Consider the following 22,475-nt stretch of genomic DNA (forward strand, 5'->3'; position numbering starts at 1 on the left):
TCGCGTCCGGCATGATGTTTTGTATTTGAAGTTGATTCGCCCTGTTTCGATGACATCTACAGCGCGCTAATTAATTCTTTTGGTAAATCCTCAAAGGGTTGGGTGCTTGCCTTGCCATACCACTTCACGGTAGTGAACAGGATCGGTATCCCCTTCGGTGTTTACTAGCAGCACGACTGAGTCTTTGTTCAGGCCCAGTTTTTCCATCAGCTTTTCGCGCTCTGGGTGGTAGTAAACAGCGGCCAGCATACCTGCGCCTACGGCACCGGATTCACCGGAGACAACCCTTGGGTCTGTGCCTAGCGGGTTACCCAGCACTCGCATACCTAGTGCTGCTACGCTGTCCTGACAAGAAACGAACTGAGTCGAGCAGTCGCGCAGTACCGGCCAGCCAATCGGGTTAGGTTCGCCACAGGCCAGGCCAACCATGATGGTTGCCAAATCGCCTTCGACATTTACCATTTCGCCTTGCTCGCTGATACCTGAGCGGTAGATGCAGTCAGCCAGATCCGGCTCGACAATCACGGAATGTAGCTTGTCGGCACCGTATTGGTCACATAGGTAGCCCAGAACACCGCCGGCCATTGCACCTACGCCTGCCTGCAGGAAGACGTGTGTCGGACGCTCTACCTGCTGCTCTTTCATTTGATCGACAGCTTCTGCTGCCATGGTGGTATAACCCTGCATGATCCAGGTCGGGATTTCTGTGTAGCCTTCCCACGCAGTATCCTGCACGACTTTCCAGTTGTTCTCTTCAGCCGTTTTAATCGCCAGACGAACGGTGTCGTCATAGTTCATGTCGGTAACAATGCACTCTGCACCCAGGGCACGAATGTTGTTAACACGCTCGTCGGCTGCACCTTTAGGCATGTAGACCACGGCGTTCTGGCCGAGTTTGTTGGCTGCCCATGCCACCCCACGTCCGTGGTTACCGTCTGTGGCGGTCGCAAAGGTCATTTTTTCTGGGATATCGTTTTTCAGTTTGTCGAAATCAAAAGCATTGATATCGAGCTTGAATTCGTCGCATAGCAAGCGGGCAATCGCGTAAGCACCACCAAGCATCTTGAATGCACATAAATCAAAACGGTGGGCTTCGTCTTTAATTAAAATTTTGCCAACGCCGATCTCTTTGGCTAAGCAGTCGAGAGAGTGCAAAGGCGTGGGTTGGTAGCCTTCAACTTTCTGATGGAAGGCGCGGGCTTTTTCCGCTTCATCAATGGTGAATAGAGGAGATTGCTGACCGTTATAATGGCGGTTATCGGCTATCTCCATTTTTAGAGAGAATGTAGACACGACCAGACCTCATTGAATGAATTGAGTTAAAAATGCGGGGGAACCGGGATCTGTGCCCCCGCGAAAGGGCTAGAATTAGCCAAGTTTTGTAGCTGTGGCATATATCAGATACTGATAGGGTGGAGTATCCGATATCGACTCGTTACTTAACGCGCTTTTCAGCTTCGTCCAATAACTGTTGCAGAACATCACCAGGTTCCTGGTACTTGCGGTTCATAATCATTGCAGCAATGATATATGGCTTCCAGCTGGCTTCTTTGTAAGTGGCGATACGGTATTTCTCGAATACTGACTCTTCCACTTCACCTTCTTTACAAGAAACACCAGTGATATCGGCAGGCAGGCAGTGCATGTATAGTGCTTCACCGTCTTTGGTCTTCTTCATCATTTCTTCGGTGCAGTGCCAATCTTTGTGGTTGGCGTTCTGAGCCAGACATTCCTGCTCAAGCGCTTTCAGGCCATCGTGGTCATTGGCACGAAGCAGCTCGGTACGACGACCCATTACCTGATAAGGCGCCCATGATTTTGGATACACGATGTCAGCATCTTCGAAGGCTTCTTCCATTGAGGAAACCTGAGTGAAGCTACCGCCAGATGCTTCTGCATTCTTACGCGCTTCTTCAACCACTTCTGGAATTAGGTCGTAACCTTCTGGGTGAGCCAGAGTCACATCCATACCGAAGCGAGTCATCAGGCCGATGATGCCCTGAGGCACAGATAGCGGCTTACCGTAGCTTGGAGAATAAGCCCAGGTCATCGCAATCTTCTTGCCTTTCAGCTTGTCCAGGCCACCGAAGTGCTCTTCCAACCATGCCAGGTCAGCCATAGACTGAGTTGGGTGGTCGATATCACACTGCAGGTTAACCAGTGCAGGACGGTGTGGTAATACGCCTTCCTTAACACCATCATCCAACGCTTCGCCAACTTCACGCATATAGGCGTTACCGGCACCCAGGTACATGTCATCACGGATACCGATGGCATCAGCACAGAATGAAATCATGTTGGCTGTTTCACGGACGGTTTCACCGTGAGCGATTTGAGACTTGCCTTCGTCAAGATCCTGCTGGGCTAGGCCTAGCATGTTGATGGCAGATGCATAAGAGAAACGGGTACGGGTGGAGTTATCACGGAACAGTGAAATACCCAGACCATTTTTGAATACGTTTGTTGCAATATTTTCCTGGCGCATTGCTTTTAGTGCCTGCGCGGTTTTTAATACGCGCTCCAGCTCTTCCGGGCTCTGCTCCCAAGTTAAAAGGAAATCTTTATTATGAAGTTCAGATTTTAGTTCATTGATTTCCTTGATTAGTTCATTAATGCTTTTCATTTTATTCTTCCCAGTAATTAAATTTGTTATATCGTGTCCGGCTGGAAAAAGTCTGTAGGGTTAAAACAGACAGCTGACTCTCCTATTCCAATATCTGTGCCAACAACGAAACAAAACGGAAAAATAAACAAAAAAAAGCCGTCAGCCCTTGAATTACAAGGGGTAAGAAATTTGGAAGCGATTTATTGCTAACTGGTGTTCTTGTCGCACGCTATCACTCACTATCAGTGATAGCGACCAAAATGATAGCGCCCCAGATGCGCTTTATCATATTGATATTCAGGTGTGACCTCGCTTGCAATTCCTATTTCGCATCACGAATCCAATGGGAAACACTGACTTATATCAAGCAGACATCATTCATTCTTGAGTAACTTTGTTAAGTCTTTCCCAAAATAGACCTGAATTATGTTGAAAAACGCCCAGCAATCCGAACTCATGCAACTGCAGCCCACCATACTGCGCTTTACACAAATGCTTTCAGCCGTACTTCAGCTGGATGCAGAGGTCGTTGATGCCGATTTGGTCCGTATCGCCGGCACCGGGCCTTACAGCAAATTCTTTGGTAAGAAACTCAATACAAGTTCAAGAATTTTCCGATATATTCTTGAAACACATAGAGAAAAGGTTGTTGTTAAATCTCGTACCGATCCACTGTGCGATGGCTGTTCCAACAAAGCAACCTGTCGAGAAACGGCATTCCTCGGTGTCCCTATCATGGCCGAGGATCGCTGTATCGGAGTGATCAGCCTGGTGGCCTTCACCGAAGAGTCGCGCGAGAGAATCAAAGAAAATGTTCAGTTATTCTCTGACTACATTCAGCACATTTCCCAAATAGTAGTCGCCAAAGTATTGGCCAGTGACAATGAACATGATGACGGGCTTGATGAAGTATTTACCAGCCTGATAGAAAACATGGATCAGGGAGTATTAGTATTAGACGGTAACAGCCGGGTAAAATATGGTAACCAGCCAGCGCTGAATAATCTCAATATAGAACGCGAAGAGTTGTCCCGTGTCGAAGTCAATATTCAGCCTCTGTCCTTTCATAATAATGAATTAAAAGGACATCAGCAGCACATCATATCGCTTGGCGAACGTCAGGAGCTGGTTGTCGGCCAATTTCATGACGCCCGTGGCCACCAGCTTTTTTTAATGGCCTTCCATCAACCAAATAAATCTTTTGCAATCAATGAACCGCAACCGCAATTTACCAGCGTGATTGGTGAATGCAAAAAAATGCGGCAGTTAAAAACCTTAATATCACGGATCGCCAGCAGCCCGTCGAGTGTGCTAATTAATGGTGAAAGCGGTACGGGTAAAGAAGTGATTGCCCATGCGGTGCATGATTTAAGTACCCGAAGCGATAAGCCCTTTATTGCCATTAACTGTGCCGCGATACCTGATCAGCTTCTCGAAAGTGAACTGTTCGGTTATGTCAAAGGCGCTTTTACCGGCGCGTCCACCAAAGGCAAGACGGGTTTGATACAGGCTGCCAACAAGGGCACCTTGTTCCTGGATGAAATTGGCGATATGTCGATGACCCTTCAGGCCAAACTGCTGAGGGTACTGGAAGAGCGAGAAGTGATGCCGATTGGCTCAAACACCTCAATCCCGATCGATATTCGAATTGTATCGGCAACCAACCGCAACTTCGCTGAAATGATTGCCTCGAACAAGTTCCGGGAAGACTTGTACTATCGCCTCAACGTGATCCCTATTCACCTCCCGCCACTGAAAGAACGCGAAGGTGATGTCGAGCTACTGGTACAGTTCTTCCTCGATATACATACCCGAAAGATCGGCGTGAGCTACCCGGGCATTGCATCCGAAGCCATGGCCCGACTCAATGCCTATCACTGGCCCGGCAACGTACGTGAGCTGAGTAACCTGATTGAATATTTGGTGAACGTGGTACCGGAGGGCGACACGATTGACGTCGACTTGCTGCCTCCTTATTTCGAGCAAGCCAAAGTCGAGCACCAGGTCGAGAATATTCACGCAGACGAATGCGCGATGAGCCTTGAAGAAATGGAAAAAATCCGCATCGAGGAAGCGATAAACCGATTGAGCAACCGCAAACTGGTTGCTGACGAGCTGGGTATCGGTATTGCCACGCTTTACCGAAAAATCAAGAAATACGGCCTCAGCGTCAACAGCCATTAATACCGAATAACCAATTCTACGTACTCACCATAAAAAGAAACTGCCATTCTAGGCAGTTTCTTTTTTCTTAATAGCACCTAACGGACTAGAAGCTAATTGGCTTGCGACCGGTAGACTGATCGGCCGGCCCGCTCTCCGATTTTTTCTTTCCATCAGCTTTATTGCCGCGTGTTTTTTTGCCCGATGCCGACTTGTTTCCTCTGCCTTTTCCTGATGCGTGCTTGGCACCTGGCTTGTCTGCTTTTTTCGCTGGTTTAGGCATTGCCAGCTCAGGCTCCTGCGGTGATTCATCAACCGGCTGGTCACAAATCACAACGTAGAATTCATTGTTAAATTCGATTACATCGCCGTCATACATCTTACGGCGCTTGCGTTGCTCCAGCTCACCATTAACAGCCACATAGCCTTCGGCAATGGCATATTTTGCTTCACCGCCGCCACTGACCGCATTAGCAATTTTCAAAACCTTGTAGAGCTCGATAGGCTGGGCTGATACCTCAACCGCCAGCGCTTCTACTTCATATTCTTCTTCAGACATCGTATAAACCGAACATGGACAATTTCGAGCTATAGTACCTTATTCTACGGCTTGATATATACCCAAGTCGCCTTGCATAACTGGCAATCCTCTATCGGCTACGCTATCCTCGCGCCTTTCAACCAACCGGTAGCATAACAAGATGTATTGCCCTTCGTGCGGCCAGCCGACCTTCTCGCCACAATCGGAAAAATCATTTCAGTGTAGTCAATGCGACTTTACCTTCTTTCAGAATACGGCCTCGGCGGTCCTGGCTGTTATTCGCTGTCAGGATGAAATCCTGGTTGCCACCCGCGCACGAGAACCCGGCAAAGGGATGTGGGACTTTCCCGGTGGATTTGTCGATCATGATGAATCCCTTGAGCAGGCTCTGCATCGCGAGCTGCAGGAAGAACTGAATTTTCAGCCAGCCCCGGACAAAGCGAACTACTTTGGCTCGTATCCGAACACCTATGTCTATAAGAATGTCGAGTATAAAACCTGCGACGCCTTTTTTGCCGTTGACTTAGCGAATAAACCCGAGCTGACGGCTGGGGATGATGTCGCAGGCGTAGCATGGGTCAAGATTACCGAGCTGGCGCCTGAAAAATTCGCCTTTGCCTCTGTCAAAAAGGCACTTGCACTTTACCTTGCAAAGTAACCATATCTACGCCTACAAACGTTGCGCCGGTGTGATCTACGCCTGTTTACTCATCCCTAACAAATCATGACAAGGATGATGATTTTTTAACCACCAGACGACAGGATGTTGTTAATTAACTAATTTATATTTCGTTCGAGGGTATTCTTCATGCTTACATTTAACAAGGTGCATGTCTTTTCTAACCTGCCAGACGCCGAGATTTCTGATGATGCTCCGCAACCTTCCGCTGCCGAGCTAGCGCATGATAAGAAACGTCTGGCCATGCTGGCCTCTGTTCAGCAAGCGGGTGGTTTTAAGCCTGAGGAATGTCGCCACCAGTAGTTACCTCAAATCTCTCGACATCCCCCCTTTAACTGCTCGGCAAATTAGGTATATAGTCAGCAACTACTAGCTAATTGACTGTTAAAGGACTCAGAGATGTATAAGTGGCTGTTATCTTTGCTTGTTATGGCTATGCTGTCTTGGCCGGCATTGGGGGAAGAAAAATACTCGCAGGAAAGTATGTATGACAAACCCCTGATGGAAAGGTATGTCCTTGACGAACTCAAAGCGCTGCGTACCGATCAGCAGGATCTTGAGCGCAGGCTCACTATCGAGATCACCGACCGCGAGTTGAGTGTCGCCGACAAGTCGATGAACTATGCCAATGTCACCGTCACTTACTTCTTCTATCTTATTGCCGGCGCCGCTTCGCTATTTGCTCTAATAGGCTGGCAGTCATTGAAAGAGATTAAAGAAAACACCAAGCAAATGGCCGATCGGCAGTTGCAGGATATTGCCGAACAATATGAGAAAAAGTTCCAGCTACTTGAACGCGACCTGAAGCGAAAGACACGGATCATTGCCCAGAACAACAAAGAGATTGAGATCATCAACGAAGTCCACAATCTCTGGTTAAGAGCCCAGGGCTCTCAGACACCCGAGCAAAAGATGGAAGTCTACGATGAAATCCTGAAAATTCGTCCCGGCGATCTCGAGGCCCTGACCCATAAAGCCGATGCGGCCATGGAAATTCGTGAATTCCACTGGGCACTGAGTATCTGTAACCGGGTACTTGAAGTCGATACCAGCAATGCCCACGCCCTGTACCAGCGAGCTTGCGCCTATGCCTGCCTGGGGGCCGAAGAACAGGCCATCATGGATTTGGAGCAGGCCATTTTGGGCAGTGCGTCACTCAAAGAACTGGCCAGCGAAGAACAAGATTTCGAATCGCTCCGGGGCAACGAGCGCTTTGAGAACTTAATCACAACCGCCGAAGCATAACTGCCCCCTCTCAGCCTATTTAAAAGCCAAAATATGCCGGGCCGCTTTATCTTTTATCAGTAAACGCTGACGATAAACGGCCCTAGCACTTTCCCCTCCTCTGCTGTAAGCTAGCCGGCTTCCTGCCTCGCGCTATGAGGCGGTTTTTAATTTTGATTGAGACTATCTTATGAGTTTTGCCTCTCTGGGCCTATGTACCCCAATCCTTGAAGCTGTTGCTAACCAAGGCTATGAAAAACCTTCCCCTATTCAGGCACAGGCAATCCCCGCCGTGCTAGAAGGCAAGGACGTCATGGCAGCTGCGCAAACAGGGACAGGCAAAACTGCAGGCTTTACCCTGCCTATTCTGGAACGTTTGTCGAAAGGCCCCAAGGTACGTCCTAACCAGGTACGAGCGCTTGTCCTCACTCCAACCCGCGAGCTTGCTGCGCAGGTTGGCGAAAACGTTGCTACCTATTCCAAGCGCCTTCCGCTTAGCTCGGCGGTTGTTTTTGGCGGGGTAAAAATCAACCCTCAGATGATGCGTATGCGCCAGGGAGCCGATGTATTGGTTGCCACGCCGGGTCGCCTGCTGGATCTTTATAACCAGAACGCCATCAAGTTTAATCAGCTTGAAGTGCTGGTACTCGATGAAGCCGATCGCATGCTGGATATGGGCTTTATCCGCGACATCCGGAAAATCCTGGCAGTGCTGCCAAAAAATCGTCAAAACCTTCTGTTCTCAGCCACTTTCTCAGACGAAATTCGCGAGCTGGCAAAAGGCCTGGTAAACGATCCGGTTGAGATTTCTGTTACCCCGCGCAATGCAGCGGCACCGAGCGTTAAACAGTGGGTTCACCCGGTTGACAAGAAAAAGAAATCGGCCGTTCTGACCAAGCTGATCCAGGAAAACAAATGGAAACAGGCACTGGTATTTACCCGTACCAAACATGGTGCCAACCGCCTGACGACCTTTCTTGAGGCTCGTGACATTAAAGCAGCCGCCATTCACGGTAACAAGAGCCAGGGCGCCCGTACCAAGGCCCTTGCTAATTTCAAGAGCGGTGAAGTACGTATTCTGGTCGCGACCGACATTGCAGCCCGTGGTATCGACATCGACCAGCTGCCTCAGGTCGTAAACTTTGACCTGCCAAATGTAGCCGAAGACTACGTGCACCGTATTGGCCGTACTGGCCGTGCAGGTGCCGAGGGTCAGGCTATCTCGCTGGTCTGCGCCGATGAGTATAAAGAGCTGACGGCTATCGAACGACTTACCCAGCAGATCCTGCCGCGCGAGGAAGTGTTTGGCTTTACGCCGGTCAACAAGCTGCCTGAATCACAACCGCTTCGTCCGCTGAAAGCCAAAAAACCAAAGAAACCGAAAAAGCCGAAAGCTGAGCACAAAGACGGCCAGCGTTCTGGTGATAATGCAAGCGGCCACCGCACCGCGTCTAATAAACCGGGCGCCAACAAGTCAAGTGGCAACAAGAAGCCTCATTCTCGTCGCAAAAGCAGTGGCAACAATGACAGCAAGCCGCAGGGGAAGAAGCCCAACGGCAGTAAATCCCAGAGCCGAAAGCCCCAGGACCGTAAACCAAAAAGTAGCAAACCGTCAGGCTCCGCCAACAAGAGCAGAAATACTCGTACAACAGCGTAAGTCTGTGATCTTATATAAATTATGAACCAGGATGGCGTTATATAATGCCATCCTTATTTCACTACCGGGCCATGCACATGTTTTCTGTCAAACGGTTACTATTCCCACTCATAACCCTTGTAAGTACCCCGCTTATGGCAACCACTTTTGATGAGCTAGCCAAGTTACCACCTAGCGATATTCAGGTGATCGACTGTCGCTCCAGCAACAACTACAACGGATGGCCCGAAGCCTCACAGACCCGTGGCGGACACTTTCCGGGTGCAATCAATTTTGACTCAGACTGGTTAAGCACCCTACGACCTCCGCACCTCGAGCAACTGCTTCAGAGTAAGGGAATTGAGGTAACAAAACCGACTTTTCTTTACTGCGAACCAGAGAAGGCCAATGTCCTGCTCAAACAGCTTGATAGCATCGGTATCAACAACGTTTCGGCTATTTCGCAGAAGATCAGTGACTACTCAGGCCAGCTAGACCGTCTGGCGAAATTTGAGAAGCTGGTGACGCCGCAATGGCTCAAGCAGGTTATCGACGGCGAACAAGCGCTCTATGCACCGGAAAAAGGCTTCAAAGTTGTCGAAGTCGCCTGGGGGCCGCCAACCAAATATCTGGCTGCTCATATCCCAGGTTCGCTGTATCTCAATACCAACAATATTGAATCTGAACCTTGGTGGAACCGGGTAGACGATAAGAAGCTTGCTGAGACAATTAAGAACCTTGGTATTCGTTTTGATACAACTGTTGTCCTGTATGGCCGCGACAATACCGCAGCCGCTCGTGCCGCCAGTATTCTTATGTATGCCGGCGTCGATGATGTTCGCTTGCTCAACGGCGGATGGAAGTCTTGGGTAAACGCCGGTTATCGAACCGAGCCAATGCTCAACAAAGCACCAAAGCATGTCGACTTCGGCCGTCCGATCCCTTCCCGTCCTGAGCTGATCATTGATGTACCGGAAGCCAGAGCGATCCTCGATGATCCTGAGCACAAATCTCTGGTCAGTATCCGTAGCTGGGAAGAATACATCGGCAATACTAGTGGCTATAAATACATCAAGCCAAAAGGTCGTATTACCGGCTCCAAGTGGGGTCATGCAGGTTCTGACGCCTACCACCTTGAAGACTTCCGTAACCCGGATGACACTATGATCAGTGCCGATATCATTGAGGCCTTCTGGAAAGACTGGGGCATTAACGAATCGCAGAAAGTCTCCTTCTACTGCGGTACCGGCTGGCGCGCTTCTGAAACCTTCTTCTATGCCTATGTTATGGGCTGGGAAGACATCAGCGTCTTCGACGGCGGCTGGTTCGAATGGAGCGGCGATTCTGCCAACCCAAGCTCGACAGGAGATGTGGCACCTGACCACAGCTAACTCACCTATACCCATTTACCCATTTCAATCTGACTGACACTGCTGACACAGAATTATCACCACATAATATCTGTGTCAGCACGGCTTCCATACATTTCATTTACATACCACGTTACCAACTCAAATTATCAATAATTACTGATCGTTAATCGCACCTATATGCGATCTATTTCACTGAAACCTTTATAATAAACACTAATATAAACGCCGCATCTCCTTGAGGAGCAGCACTTCGTGTCGCCATACCGCGACTAAATGGTGTTTCTGGCTAGTTCATGTTCCTACCGAGATCACATGACAGCCGAGTATAGGGATAGTGAAATCATGATTTACCTTGATCACGCGGCAACCAGTAACCCTAAGCCGGCACAGGTTGTTGAGGCTATGACTCGTTATATTAGCCAGGATTGTGCTAACCCCGGCAGGGCAAGCCACCCTTTGGCCAATGATGCAAGCCGCCTGATCTTTGAAACCAGAGAAAGACTGATCAGTTTCTTTAGTGCCAGCGACGATGCCCATGCTGTCTTTACCGGCAACATTACCGAGTCCCTCAACTTGGCACTAAAAGGCCTGTTGGCTCCCGGTGATGAGGTATTAGTGAGCAGCATGGAACACAACGCCATGATGCGGCCATTACGCCAATTAGAGCAAGATGGTGTAATTGTTACTGTTATCCCCTGTTGCCCGAAAACAGGTCTTATTACGGTAGCTGATCTCGAAACGGCAATGACCCCAAAAACCAAGCTTGTTGCCATCAATCACGCATCGAATACCTTTGGCACCATTCAACCTATCGCCCATATTGGCCAGTTGTGCCGCCAGCAAGACTGCTTATTTCTCGTTGATACCGCTCAGACTGCCGGAGTAATTCCTATCGATATGGAAGCGTCCTGTATTGATTTGCTGGCATTCACCGGACATAAGGGGCTTATGGGCCCGATGGGGATTGGTGGCCTGGTTATCGGTGACAGGCTGCAAGGCTTGACTATCAAACCACTCATCACTGGTGGCACAGGAAGTAACTCAGAATTAGAGGTGCAACCTGACTTTCTACCCGACTCCCTGGAAAGCGGTACGCCAAACCTGCCGGGAATTGCCGGGTTAAATGCGGGAATTAGCTGGTTACAGGATAAAACCGTCGACGCTGTGTCCCAACACGAACAGACACTGACCAGGCAACTGCTTAAAGGGCTTCAAGCCATTCCCAGCGTGATCCTTTATGGCCCGGACCATACTCAGCCTCGTGTCGGCGTCGTCTCCTTTACAATCAAAGATAAAGATAACGGCGAAATTGATGAGCTTCTGGCCTACGAACATGGTATCTACTGCCGAACCGGCCTGCATTGCGCACCTGCCGCACATAAAACACTTGGCACTTTCCCTAACGGCACCATACGGCTCAGCATTGGCGCGTTTACGACACCAGAACAAATCGAACAGGCCATATCGGCAATAAAGCAGCTGGCCTCCTAAAGCCACTAATCCAGAACAATTTCTCGGTATCGGGAGCTATCCGTAGCCAACACCTGATAGCCGTCAGCTAATTAAAATTCAATAAATATAAAGGGATGCTATGTTAGAAGCGAGCAAGGGCGATGTCACGCCAGAACAAACAGTACCGTCACCGTTGGACTACTTTAAAAGTGCCATATCCGATGAAATCCGCTACGTCTCCGAACAAAAACAAGCGGGGCATGGGATCGTCGGTTTTTACTGCGAATTCACGCCAAGAGATCTGATTCTGGCGGCCGGTGCAACCCCCATATGTCTTTGCGGTACCAGTCAAAACACCATTACCCATGCTGAAACCGTACTGCCTTCGAATTTATGTCCTCTTATCAAATCATCCTATGGTTACGCTCTCACCGGAGGCTGTCCGTTACTCAATGATTCAGATTTGTTAGTCGCCGAGACAACCTGCGACGGCAAAAAGAAAATGTATGAAGTGTTGTCTCGGGACAAAAACATGCATGTTCTTGAGCTCACTCAGAAGTCAGACAAGGAACGTGCTTTTCGGCACTGGCTGGCCGAAGTCGAGGAATTGAAGCAGAAACTCGAGCAAACCTTCCAGACTGACATCACAGAGGAAAAATTACGCGCAGCAATTAAGGCGATGAATGAAGAACGCCGCCTGATCCTTGCCATTCAAGAGCTCGGTCAGCATAAACCCGCCATCGTATCAGGTTATGAAATCGCACAGACCCGCTACCGTGTTGCTGGCTTTTCTAAACACCTTGAGCAAATGAAGAACTTTTTGGCAATGGCTAACCAGCGTTTAGAGCAAGGCCATCAGGTCGCGCCCGCCAGCGCTCCTCGCGTTCTTCTTACAGGCTGCCCTACCGGTCATGGCACAGAGAAACTCATTGAGATTATCGAAGAGTGTGGCGGTGTTGTCGTCGTCCAGGAAGCTTGCTCCGGGATTAAAGGGGTATACGAAGAGGTCTCTGAGCAAGGCGATCCACTAGAAGCAATTGCTCGCAAGCACTTTAATATCCCTTGCTCTTGTATGACCCCGAATGAAGGCAGAAAGGATTTACTGAAAAAACTCGCCAGGGATTATCAGGCAGATGCTGTCATCGACTTGGTCTGGCAGGCTTGCCACACCTACAACGTTGAGTCTGTCTTAATCAACGAATTTGTACGTAAAGAGCTAGGACTGGCTTACCTGAAGGTAGAAACCGATTACTCCAGCTCAGACCGGGAGCAACTAAAAGTTCGGGTACAAACCTTGTTGGAGTTAGCTCAATGATCACATGTGGCGTTGATATCGGGTCCCGAACCATAAAGATGGTTATGTTTGACGGCCAGAATATTATCGATTCAGCGGTCACCTTAAGTGGTGCCGCACCGAGAGACAACGCAGAACGTTTGTATTCTGACATGCTCGCTGCCAACCAATGTAACCGCTCAGATGTGGCAATGACAGTCGCAACAGGCTACGGCAGAAACTACTTCGAGCTCGCCGATAAAGCCTCTTCAGAAATCATCTGCCACACGGCAGGCGTCGCCTACCTATGCCCGCAAGCCAGAACCATCATAGATATTGGTGGCCAGGATTCCAAAGTGGTTAAGGTTTCCGAGAATGGCAAAGTGGACGACTTTGTGATGAACGATCGCTGCGCTGCAGGTACCGGAAAATTCATTGAGATGGTCGCCCATACTCTGGATATGTCATTGGATGAAACAGGAACGGCCGCTTTAACCACCAACGAAATTTGTGAAATCTCATCAATGTGCGCCGTTTTTGCCGAATCAGAAGTCATTGGTTTGCTTCATAAAGGTGTACCCGCAGAGGTCATTCTCCGTGGAGTATTCCATTCTGTGGCCAAACGCGTTGTATCTCTGGGTCGAAAGATCGGGTTTGCCGAACCCATCGTGTTTACCGGTGGTGTGGCACAAAATCCAGGCGTGCTAGAAGCGATTCAAGCCCAGGTAGGAAGCCTGTCTGTTGACATTCCAAGCCACCCTCAACTTACCGGTGCACTAGGCGCCGCCATTATTGGCCAGCAAGTTGCTGCCCAAAATTCATTGTAAAGCGAGTTCAATGGAAGATTCAGTTACTTACATTATTACTTTCAATTCAAGCCATCAGGCCTTGAAAGCGGAAAGCAAACTCAAAAAGGCGGCATTACTGCCAAAGCTGATCAGCTCTCCGAGAGCGATTAGCTCAAAATGCGGGTTCTGCATCGCACTGGAAAAGTGTGACAGGCCGAATATGACGGATACGCTCAAACAGTTAAACGTGGAATACACCCATTTATATACAAGAAAACTTCTCAATGGAGTAAAGCATTATGATCAACAAGATTGATGTTCGCGGAGTCTCACAACAACAGGCTCTCAATCTGGTAGAAACTGTTTTCGAAGACCAAAACCATAGCAACGTCGAAATTCTCAGCTCAGATCAAGCGATTACGACAGCCCTGATAGACAACCTGATAAAGAAAGGGTTAACCGTCGAGGAAGTCCTGCAGACTCCTGAAGGACAAACAATTATCGCCAGCACCAGTCACCAGCAAACTATATTGCCAAAGTCCTATGTTATCGAAAACAACACCCTTGGTCAGGGAAATGAAGTGATCGGTCAAAAGCTGATAAATGCTTTTTTCAATGTCAGTTCCGATTATGAACAGGTGCCAACTTCGATCTTTTTTGTTAACACCGGTGTGAAGCTCTGTATCGATCAAGCCGACACTGTCGATGCGCTACAGAAACTGCAGGATAAGGGGGTAGACATCATAGTTTGCGGCACCTGTCTGGATTTCTTCGAAATTAAAGACAAACTCGCCGTTGGCCGTATCGGCACCATGCACGATCTTATCGGTATCTATCACAGTCAAAATCAAGTGATAAGCCTATAGGCGATACCGGCCAAGCGCCATGTCGCGCAGCTCATCTGCCTGCGCGACAACCAGACTCGCAATCCCCCTCTAGGACAAACTTAACCGCAGCTGTTTGCGACCCAGTTACCGACTTGCCCACCAAACGTACCTAAAAGACGAGTCCCGCAAACAGAGTGCCACTATCTTCTATAATGGTTGCAAGCTACCAGGCAAGAAGTAAGATGAGAAAAATCTGAACACGTTACAACCAATCTTAGATTTATGGTAAGGAACACTATGAGCCAAAAGGTATTGGTGCTTTTTGCACATCCTTCTCAGCATCGCTCTGAGGTCAACCAGCCCTTGTTTGAATTGGCCAAGCGCGTTGACGGTGTCACAGCCGTCGACCTGTACGCGGAATACCCGACGTTCAACATCAATATTGACCGCGAGCAGCAGCGACTGGTCGACCATGACGTGATCATTTTTCAGTTTCCCCTGTACTGGTACTCCACCCCGGCCATCTTGAAAGAATGGCAAGATCTGGTGCTGGAATACAGCTTTGCATACGGCCCTGACGGCGACGCGCTATCAGGCAAAGCCTTCTTCTGTTCGCTAACCGCCGGCGGAAAAGCCGATGCTTACCATGCAGACGGCTATAACCATTTCACTATTCGCCAGCTACTCTCCCCCCTTGAACAAATGGCCAGCCTGACCGGGATGTTCTATCTCCCGCCTTTTGCGCTGTTTGGCTCGCGCACAGCACTGGAGGAAGAGCGCATCGACGGTCACCTTGATGCATGGCGTGATCTGCTACAGCGACTCGTCGCAGGCAACATCGATCTTGATTCTGCCGCCCCGGCAGAAAAGCTCAATCACTACCTCGAAACGAACCCGACCAATATAGCGGAGGCCAAATGACCAGTATCTTTTTGCAGGCATTCGTTTATCTGGTTGCCGCCGTTATCGCCGTTCCGATAGCCAAGCGGCTCGGGTTAGGCTCGGTATTAGGCTACCTCATTGCAGGTGTTGTAATTGGTCCGGTTATCGGCTTGGTCGGGGAAGAGACCACCACCATTCAGCATTTTGCCGAGTTTGGGGTAGTCATGATGCTGTTCCTCGTCGGTTTAGAGCTGGAGCCCAAAATGCTGTGGGCGATGCGAAATCGGCTGATGGGACTTGGCGGCCTGCAGGTAGGCGGAACCGCTGCCGCGGTAATGGGGATCGCCTTGTTCTTCGAACAACCCTGGACAATTGCCCTGACCATCGGCCTCATTTTTGCGCTCTCTTCCACCGCGATTGTGCTGCAAACCTTCAATGAGAAGGGGCTGACCAAGACAGAGGGCGGTCAGAACGCCTTTTCAGTTCTGCTGTTCCAGGATATTGCCGTCATCCCTATGCTGGCATTTATCCCGCTGCTGGCACTCCCCGAGCTGGTAGCAAAAGCACAATCGGCAGCCACCACAGCCGCTGAGCATCATGACGAGTTAAGCCTTGTTGTCGGTTTGCCTGGCTGGGCATATGGCCTGGTGATCACCGGCTCTATCATTGCGGTTGTGGTTGGTGGTCATTTCCTCAGCCGCCCGCTGTTTCGTTTTGTGGCAAGCTCAGGCCTGCGCGAAATTTTTACCGCGACAGCATTAATGCTGGTGATCGGCATAGCCGCACTAATGAGCCTGGTGGGCCTGTCTCCCGCGTTAGGCACCTTCCTGGCCGGAGTAGTATTGGCGAACAGCGAATTTCGCCATGAGCTAGAGTCCAACATAGATCCGTTCAAAGGGCTATTGCTCGGACTATTCTTCATCACTGTGGGTGCCGGCATCAACTTCTCGGTGCTATTGAATGACTTCACGATCATTATCGCTCTGACATTGGGCGTTATGCTTGTGAAGGCTCTGGTACTGTATAGTCTTGCGTTGGTCTTCAGGATCAAGGGCAGCGACCGCTGGCTGTTTACCCTCAGCCTCGCACAGGCTGGTGAATTCGGTTTCGTACTGCTTAGCTTCTCGCTGCAAAATCACGTTATCCCCGCCGATATTGCGCAGACACTTTCCCTTGTTGTCGCGCTATCGATGTTCCTGACCCCGGGGCTGTTTATCCTGTTTGATAGAGTTATTCTTCCGCGGTTTGAAAAAACCTCTAACGACCGCGAAACAGACGTAATCGACGACCAGGGCACGGTTATTATCGCCGGAATCGGCCGCTTCGGGCAGATAGTCAACCGTCTGCTGGTTTCCAACGGTGTCAAAACCGTCGTACTGGATCATCAGGCCAATCAGGTCGATGTCGTCCGTCAAATTGGCACCAAGGCTTACTTTGGTGATGCTACCCGCCCGGATCTGCTGCACACCGCCGGGATAGAGCACGCCGCAGCCCTTGTTGTAGCTATTGATGATCGCGAGCACAGTGTCGAATTGGTGAAATACGTCAAACACACCTATCCGAAAGTCAAAGTCATCACCCGTGCCTTCGACCGAGGTCATGGCTACCTGTTAAGGCAAGCTGGCGCAGACATTATTGAGTCAGAAACCTATCACTCGGCGCTGGAAATTGGCGGACACGCAATGAAAACACTCGGCCTGCATCCGTTCTTTGTCGAGCAACAGAAAGCCACCTATAAACGGGTCGAAGATCGTAAATCCGACAAACTCTATGCCGCCTGGGCATCTGACTCCGAAGATGAACGTTTTGATAATAACTACCGTGATCTTTTTGTCCGTCTGGAAGAGGTGATGGCAGAAGAGATGAAGAAGGATCGCAGCGACAAGCATGCCCGCTCGGAGCGCGGCTGGACACCGCCGCCGAAAGGATATGCCGAAGCAATCAGTGACGAGGAACAGTCACAAAGCAGTTAATTACCTACTCTACGGCCCTTATTGAGCAGGGGCCGTAGCATCGCCGAAAGCCCTTAACAACACCTTGGCAGTTTCTGCAAAATGCAGATTGCACCTTTCAGTTCAGAGATCACGAATCCTTTAAAAACAGATCATTAGCCGTTTCTTTGTGTCCTAATACTCCTATAATCATACGCATTTGATGTCATTGACTATGTGAATGGCAGGAGATAATGCGCAATACAGCGATTTCTCTGTTGGCAGGCAAGGGACACACATCTTTTATGGACAACATCTTTTTTTCATTCTCTTTCTCTGAGTTCAAGACTCTGGTTGAGCACATCACCAAGCGTATGGGTGAGTCGGTTACCCTCCAGCGTTGCGGCCTGAAACCTTTTCACTTAGCTCAACTGGAAGCCTTTAAAGCTGCGCCCTTAGAGAACAGCCTGCAGTGTGTGAGAAACAGCCGCTATATGATCTGCCTGCTGGGACAGAATATCGGCAGCGAGGCTGAAAATGGCAAGACTTATATCGAGCTGGAAATTGAAGCCGCGCTAGAAGCCGATGTGGATGTTTTCGCCTTTCTGATTGGCCCAGAATATGACACGCTAAATAACATGCCACCAGCTGTGCGCCGGGTTTACGAACGCCTCAGTGACTGTGTCACAATCGGTCAGCTCCCTACGCTCGATTCGGAAGCCATCGCCCGGCAAATCACCAACAAACTTGAAGATGATGTATGGCAAGCACTTGGCGAAGAAGAAAAGCTGACCCTTGCCTCGGATCTGCTAGATGTATCCGGCTTTCCCCGTCATCGACTCGACCGTCTGCCAGAAGGTGTTCGCAAACAGTTAACCCGCATCTACCGCCCAGTTACACAGGATAAAGTCAGCAGCCCGCTAGCAGCTGATCTCGCACAGCGTAAGCAATGGGCCTACCAGAGCCTGACCTACGGTCATCAGGAGCAGGCACTCAAGAACTTACAAAAAGCCATTAAAGAGTTCGGCTCAGACTTTTTCAGCTGCTTCTGGCTCAGCCGATTGTATGCCCTCCATGGTACCCGCGAAGAACACTGGCGCAGCAGTCAGCAATATGCAGAGACGCTGGAAAAAATGCTGAAAGACGAGGATACCCTGCTCACTTCGCTTCACCTCACCCACCTAGGCAGGGCGTATTGCTTTCAGAAAGACTTTGCCAAAGCAGAAAGCCTTTTGCTTCAGGCGATAGAAGCCTATCCAACCTATGAAGCACTCGAGTTTCTCGCCGAAGTCTATCTGATGCAACGGGAGAAGAACAACAACATAGAATGGCTACACAAAGCCGTTGATACCATGTCCTCGCTGCTGCGATTCAAGCTCTCCCACTACGTTCTGGTTGCTGACCGATTTTCAGAGAAATACCCATATACCTTTACTGAAGTAAACACAGAGGTTTCCCATAAGCTAGACAGCTTTTACTTCAACATGCACAAATCACTGACAGAAAACCAACTGTGGGCAAGACAGCAGTTGGCCATTTCTGCTCCCCAGCCACCAGCACTACAAAAAGATGCGGCATTGCTGCAACGCGCTTATGTGGCTTCGCAATATGTATGGCAAAACTATCGAGTACTGCGTCAGGCTTCTTCCCAGTTAACGACGCGCTATATCGATATTCAACAACAACTAGACCAGCTCCGAGAGCAGAAAAAGTATCAGGAGCAAGAACACCAGCTATTAACTGAAGCCCTGACCGAAGCACGAGCCTTTCTGAAGGCACGCCATGAGCGGCTGGAAGAAGTCATTACGGCAAAAGAGCAGGAGCAAGCTGCACGCCGAAAACTGCATGCTGGTAATATCATGGGCGTCATCATGTTCATTGCTATGGGGGCAGGTTTCAACCAATCACCAAACATTGGTTTCCTGCTGTTGGTAGGCTTGATTTTAACTTTATGTATCAGGACAGCTCTCAGCACAAAGAAAGCGAAGGCAGTTAAAAGTACCGAGGAAGAAGTAAACTACGTCAGTGAAATTAATCGCTCCCTGGCTCTTTCGCTATCCAGTTTCAACAACAAGATCGGACAAATCGAACTAAAAGCCCTGCTTCACCCGCTGCAGGAAGAAGTCGAGAAGCTGCGTGAATCTGATATCACCGAGGCCGAGCAGCAGTTCAAGGCACTGTACCAACAGCAAGTTGAACAGTTCAACCAGTCAGCCTTGGCCTGTCAGCAGGAGCTGTCTCTTCTCGTAAGACAAACCAGCACCTGGCTGACAAAAGTCAACGAGTTTGAGCAGTATTCGGTCTCGGCTCACAGTGGACAGTATAACCATCTGATGATTCGCAAGGGGCGTATAGATGTTGCCCGCAAGACCGAACTGGGTAGCGGTAAGCTGGAAGCGATTCTCTTTGCTGGTGATGAGAGCCCGCTAACGGGCCGTGCGCTGCACTCAGGCGGCAACCGGCTTGACGCTTGGTTCGATAATCCAGCAGTCGCGCGTAGCCTGATAGCTATGACCGATAACCGTACCCAGCAACAACAAACTACACAGCAGCAAACAAATCATGAATATGGACAATAATGCCGGCAGGATACCCCTGATTATTGCGGTTACCGGGCATCGAGATGTTGATGCCCTGCAAGACAGCCGAGATCACAGCACCATCTCGGAAGCCTTTACAGCCTGCCTGCAATACTGGGTAAAAACCGTCGGCCCGGATACCCCGATCCACCTGTTGTGCGGTATGGCACAGGGAGCCGATCTGTTGGCGTTGAAAGCCGCCATACAATTGAAATCCGCAGGAGCAAGGATCACCCCGCTACCCTGTCTTGTAGCTCCCCTGCCCCAACTTAAGGAAAGCTACGACAACCAGGAGGACTTTGAATACGCGGCTAAAATCTGCGAACAGTATGGTTGTACCATCACAGCACCCAGCCAACCTGCCATAAACGAAATGGATGAGGCGTACCCTTACCTCTATCAAGGCGCAGTGTTTGCCCGCTATGCCAATGTCGTTATCGCCCTGTGGGACAGCAAACCTGCCAAGGGGCATGGTGGCACCGCCGATGTCGTCAGAATGCAGCTTGGCGATATTCCCGATATCCCAGAAATTAAAGCCCTGTTCCCCAAAGGGTTCGATGGCTCCAACGGTGGGGTTGTCCAACATATTCCCGTCACGCGCTGCAGGCCTTCAAGCGATGATACCGAAATCAGCTATCCGACCACACATTTAAAAGGCTCCCCCTGCCCCGTTTACCTGTCTTGCAGCCACCATCAAAGCGTACAGGATTTTCTGTCTCACGAGTTCACCACACTGCTTGAACAAATACGTCTGTTTAACCGCAAACACAAGGGGAACGATACGCAAAAAGCCGAGCAAGACAGCGCACAGCCAGGCCTAACGCCCGAGTTAAACCAGTTATTCCACTATGCCGATACCAAGGCGGTGAAAAGGCGTGATAAATACCAGAAATCTGTGCTGACGTTTTTCTTCTTTGCGTTTTTTGCCCTACTGGCACTAGAGTTTGTTGAATGGGGTGTTAGTTCGACCTCAGGGTATATAGCAACAGGCATCGTCTTGTTTGCCCTTGTTGCCTGTATGGGCCTTTACTGGACATCCAGAGTCAGAGGCTGGAAGCGTGACTACCAGCTATATCGCGGCGTTGCCGAGGCCATCAGGCTAAGAGGTTACCTGAACCTAGCCGATATTGCTCCTTGCGAAAGCTCGCTGCTACCGCGGCAAATGCGCAATAACCTGCCACTGTTCCAGCAAGCAGTGTACTTAACTGAGTGGGCCTGGTGGCAGGACAAAAGCATCATCGCTCCGGATAAAGTCAAAGATGCCTGGATGGAAAGCCAGATCTCATACCTTAAAGCGCGGCTTACCGCGACACCCGATAAAGGTATTAGGGAAATAAGAAAGATTCATAGCAATCTGCTAAAAATGCCCGGTCATTATCACCGGACCCTTAGCAAGCTGTCTAAATTCTTGATGACAAGTTTTGTGATACTGCTGGCTTCATTGTTCACTTTGCAGTTAACCGACACTGCCGATTATTACACCTGGCTCTACCTGGGTATCAAAGTCATGCTGTTCACCAGTGGTATTTTTGCCCTGTGGATCAACCTCGCCGGCTACGAGCACTTGTGCGTGAGTTATTCCCGGTTGATTACCTTATACCAGCGCGCAGCAACTGAACTGGAGAACACCTCCGATTATCACTACACCCTGCAGGAACTGGCAAAAGAGGCCTTCAGCGAACACTGCGAGTGGGTCTACTATAACGCCAAGTCGGAATATAATAGCGGGCATTAAGGCGGTTAATTCACGATCAGCCCACGATTCACATCAACTAGGCGATACCTGAATGAAAACAGGTATCGCCTAGCCAGCCTTATTTCGGCTCTTCAAACTTGTACTCCTTCCCTTTGACCAATACATATGGCGCACGATTGTACGTCGCCGTTTTGTACTGAACAGCCCAATCAGGGAAAGCATTATTTAAAGGCAAATTAAAACTGGCTTGGATCGCTTTTTCATTCGATGTGATCTGATTTAAGTTGAACGTCGCGAGATCAGAAAAGTTCGCCACATCATAAATCGCAATCGATGGCGTATTCGTCGAGGCACTACTCCACACCCAAGCCTTATAACCACCGAGCAATTCAGGTGCATAGGCAACAACAGGCTCCTTCACTCGAATGCGATAGCGGCAGTTAGTATCAAGCTTTGTGCATGTTGGATGGGTAAACGGCTGGCCGACACCGTACTCATATTCAGAGTCGACATCTTCAAGCTCTAATCCCATATCCTTCATTAACTTGATGAAGTGATCGAAGACATACTTCCTCGCCTCTTCTGGGCTTGCGGCCTTCTCATAAGGCAGGTAGAAGGCGACGCTATCGTAGTCTCTGGCTGTCTTCTTTTTGGTTGAGCCTGCACCAAGGACAAAATGATCCTGAGCCGTGTCCGTTGCAAGATCATGTGACATAGAAGTCGGCAAACCAAGCGTTTTGGCGAAGGCGAAATTTTGTAAGAAGCTGAATCCTATACAGCTCCTCATATAAAACAACAAATGTCATTTAATACAGTGATATAAAAC

19 protein-coding genes are annotated in these 22,475 nt (G+C 49.5%); 15 read left to right on the forward strand and 4 right to left on the reverse strand.

From position 1 onward, the window contains the following. Positions 1–90: 90 nt before the first annotated feature. Positions 91–1,293 (reverse strand): diaminopropionate ammonia-lyase, encoded by a 1,203-nt coding sequence (gene dpaL / locus EIZ48_RS08600; RefSeq protein ID WP_075765139.1) that lies wholly within the window; start codon positions 1,291–1,293, stop codon positions 91–93. 142 nt (positions 1,294–1,435) lie between these two features. After that, entirely contained in the window at positions 1,436–2,623 is a 1,188-nt protein-coding gene (gene ygeW, locus EIZ48_RS08605; RefSeq protein WP_075765141.1) for a knotted carbamoyltransferase YgeW, read from the reverse strand. 408 nt (positions 2,624–3,031) lie between these two features. On the opposite strand from ygeW, the gene EIZ48_RS08610 reads away from it, so the two are divergent. Next, complete coding sequence (locus EIZ48_RS08610; RefSeq protein ID WP_160650134.1) at positions 3,032–4,789, forward strand: sigma 54-interacting transcriptional regulator; 1,758 nt, start codon at positions 3,032–3,034, stop codon at positions 4,787–4,789. Positions 4,790–4,874: 85 nt separating this feature from the next. Here the strand turns inward: EIZ48_RS08610 and EIZ48_RS08615 are convergent, their stop codons facing one another. Next, entirely contained in the window at positions 4,875–5,327 is a 453-nt protein-coding gene (locus EIZ48_RS08615) for an RNA-binding S4 domain-containing protein (protein ID WP_160650136.1), read from the reverse strand. A 142-nt stretch (positions 5,328–5,469) separates the two neighbouring features. On the opposite strand from EIZ48_RS08615, the gene EIZ48_RS08620 reads away from it, so the two are divergent. The 14 genes from EIZ48_RS08620 (at position 5,470) to EIZ48_RS08685 (ending at position 21,688) form a co-directional block, all read left to right on the forward strand. Further along, positions 5,470–5,967 carry an NUDIX hydrolase gene (locus EIZ48_RS08620; RefSeq protein WP_160650138.1) on the forward strand — a complete coding sequence of 166 codons (498 nt, stop codon included), beginning with the start codon at positions 5,470–5,472 and terminating at the stop codon, positions 5,965–5,967. A 150-nt stretch (positions 5,968–6,117) separates the two neighbouring features. Beyond that, positions 6,118–6,291: a hypothetical protein gene (locus tag EIZ48_RS08625; RefSeq protein WP_160650140.1), complete on the forward strand. Its 174-nt coding sequence runs from the start codon at positions 6,118–6,120 to the stop codon at positions 6,289–6,291. 126 nt (positions 6,292–6,417) lie between these two features. Further along, positions 6,418–7,233 (forward strand): TPR end-of-group domain-containing protein, encoded by an 816-nt coding sequence (locus EIZ48_RS08630; protein ID WP_240152915.1) that lies wholly within the window; start codon positions 6,418–6,420, stop codon positions 7,231–7,233. Between the two features lie 169 nt (positions 7,234–7,402). Next, entirely contained in the window at positions 7,403–8,869 is a 1,467-nt protein-coding gene (locus tag EIZ48_RS08635) for a DEAD/DEAH box helicase (RefSeq protein ID WP_160650143.1), read from the forward strand. A 77-nt stretch (positions 8,870–8,946) separates the two neighbouring features. After that, positions 8,947–10,239 (forward strand): rhodanese-like domain-containing protein, encoded by a 1,293-nt coding sequence (locus tag EIZ48_RS08640; protein ID WP_160650333.1) that lies wholly within the window; start codon positions 8,947–8,949, stop codon positions 10,237–10,239. 324 nt (positions 10,240–10,563) lie between these two features. Further along, entirely contained in the window at positions 10,564–11,712 is a 1,149-nt protein-coding gene (locus tag EIZ48_RS08645) for an aminotransferase class V-fold PLP-dependent enzyme (RefSeq protein ID WP_160650145.1), read from the forward strand. Between the two features lie 100 nt (positions 11,713–11,812). Then, positions 11,813–12,988 (forward strand): double-cubane-cluster-containing anaerobic reductase, encoded by a 1,176-nt coding sequence (locus EIZ48_RS08650; RefSeq protein WP_160650146.1) that lies wholly within the window; start codon positions 11,813–11,815, stop codon positions 12,986–12,988. Beyond that, positions 12,985–13,773 (forward strand): acyl-CoA dehydratase activase, encoded by a 789-nt coding sequence (locus EIZ48_RS08655; protein ID WP_160650148.1) that lies wholly within the window; start codon positions 12,985–12,987, stop codon positions 13,771–13,773. Before EIZ48_RS08650 ends, EIZ48_RS08655 begins: the two co-directional genes overlap by 4 nt. A gap of 10 nt (positions 13,774–13,783) precedes the next feature. After that, positions 13,784–14,050 (forward strand): putative Se/S carrier protein, encoded by a 267-nt coding sequence (locus EIZ48_RS08660; RefSeq protein ID WP_160650150.1) that lies wholly within the window; start codon positions 13,784–13,786, stop codon positions 14,048–14,050. Beyond that, positions 14,034–14,600, forward strand: coding sequence for a sulfurtransferase-like selenium metabolism protein YedF (gene yedF / locus EIZ48_RS08665; protein ID WP_160650152.1), 567 nt, complete (start codon positions 14,034–14,036; stop codon positions 14,598–14,600). Before EIZ48_RS08660 ends, yedF begins: the two co-directional genes overlap by 17 nt. Positions 14,601–14,858: 258 nt before the next feature. Then, positions 14,859–15,482, forward strand: coding sequence for an NAD(P)H-dependent oxidoreductase (locus tag EIZ48_RS08670; protein ID WP_160650154.1), 624 nt, complete (start codon positions 14,859–14,861; stop codon positions 15,480–15,482). Further along, complete coding sequence (locus tag EIZ48_RS08675; RefSeq protein ID WP_160650156.1) at positions 15,479–17,416, forward strand: monovalent cation:proton antiporter-2 (CPA2) family protein; 1,938 nt, start codon at positions 15,479–15,481, stop codon at positions 17,414–17,416. Before EIZ48_RS08670 ends, EIZ48_RS08675 begins: the two co-directional genes overlap by 4 nt. A gap of 212 nt (positions 17,417–17,628) precedes the next feature. Next, positions 17,629–19,953 (forward strand): DUF4062 domain-containing protein, encoded by a 2,325-nt coding sequence (locus EIZ48_RS08680; RefSeq protein ID WP_160650158.1) that lies wholly within the window; start codon positions 17,629–17,631, stop codon positions 19,951–19,953. Then, positions 19,937–21,688, forward strand: coding sequence for a hypothetical protein (locus tag EIZ48_RS08685; RefSeq protein ID WP_160650160.1), 1,752 nt, complete (start codon positions 19,937–19,939; stop codon positions 21,686–21,688). Before EIZ48_RS08680 ends, EIZ48_RS08685 begins: the two co-directional genes overlap by 17 nt. A gap of 79 nt (positions 21,689–21,767) precedes the next feature. On the opposite strand, the gene EIZ48_RS08690 is transcribed toward EIZ48_RS08685, so the two are convergent. Continuing rightward, on the reverse strand, positions 21,768–22,364 hold the full coding sequence (locus EIZ48_RS08690) for a hypothetical protein (protein WP_160650162.1): 597 nt from the start codon (positions 22,362–22,364) through the stop codon (positions 21,768–21,770). Positions 22,365–22,475 lie beyond the last annotated feature (111 nt).

It is taken from the genome of Photobacterium alginatilyticum (assembly GCF_009910675.1).
GTDB lineage: Bacteria > Pseudomonadota > Gammaproteobacteria > Enterobacterales > Vibrionaceae > Photobacterium > Photobacterium alginatilyticum.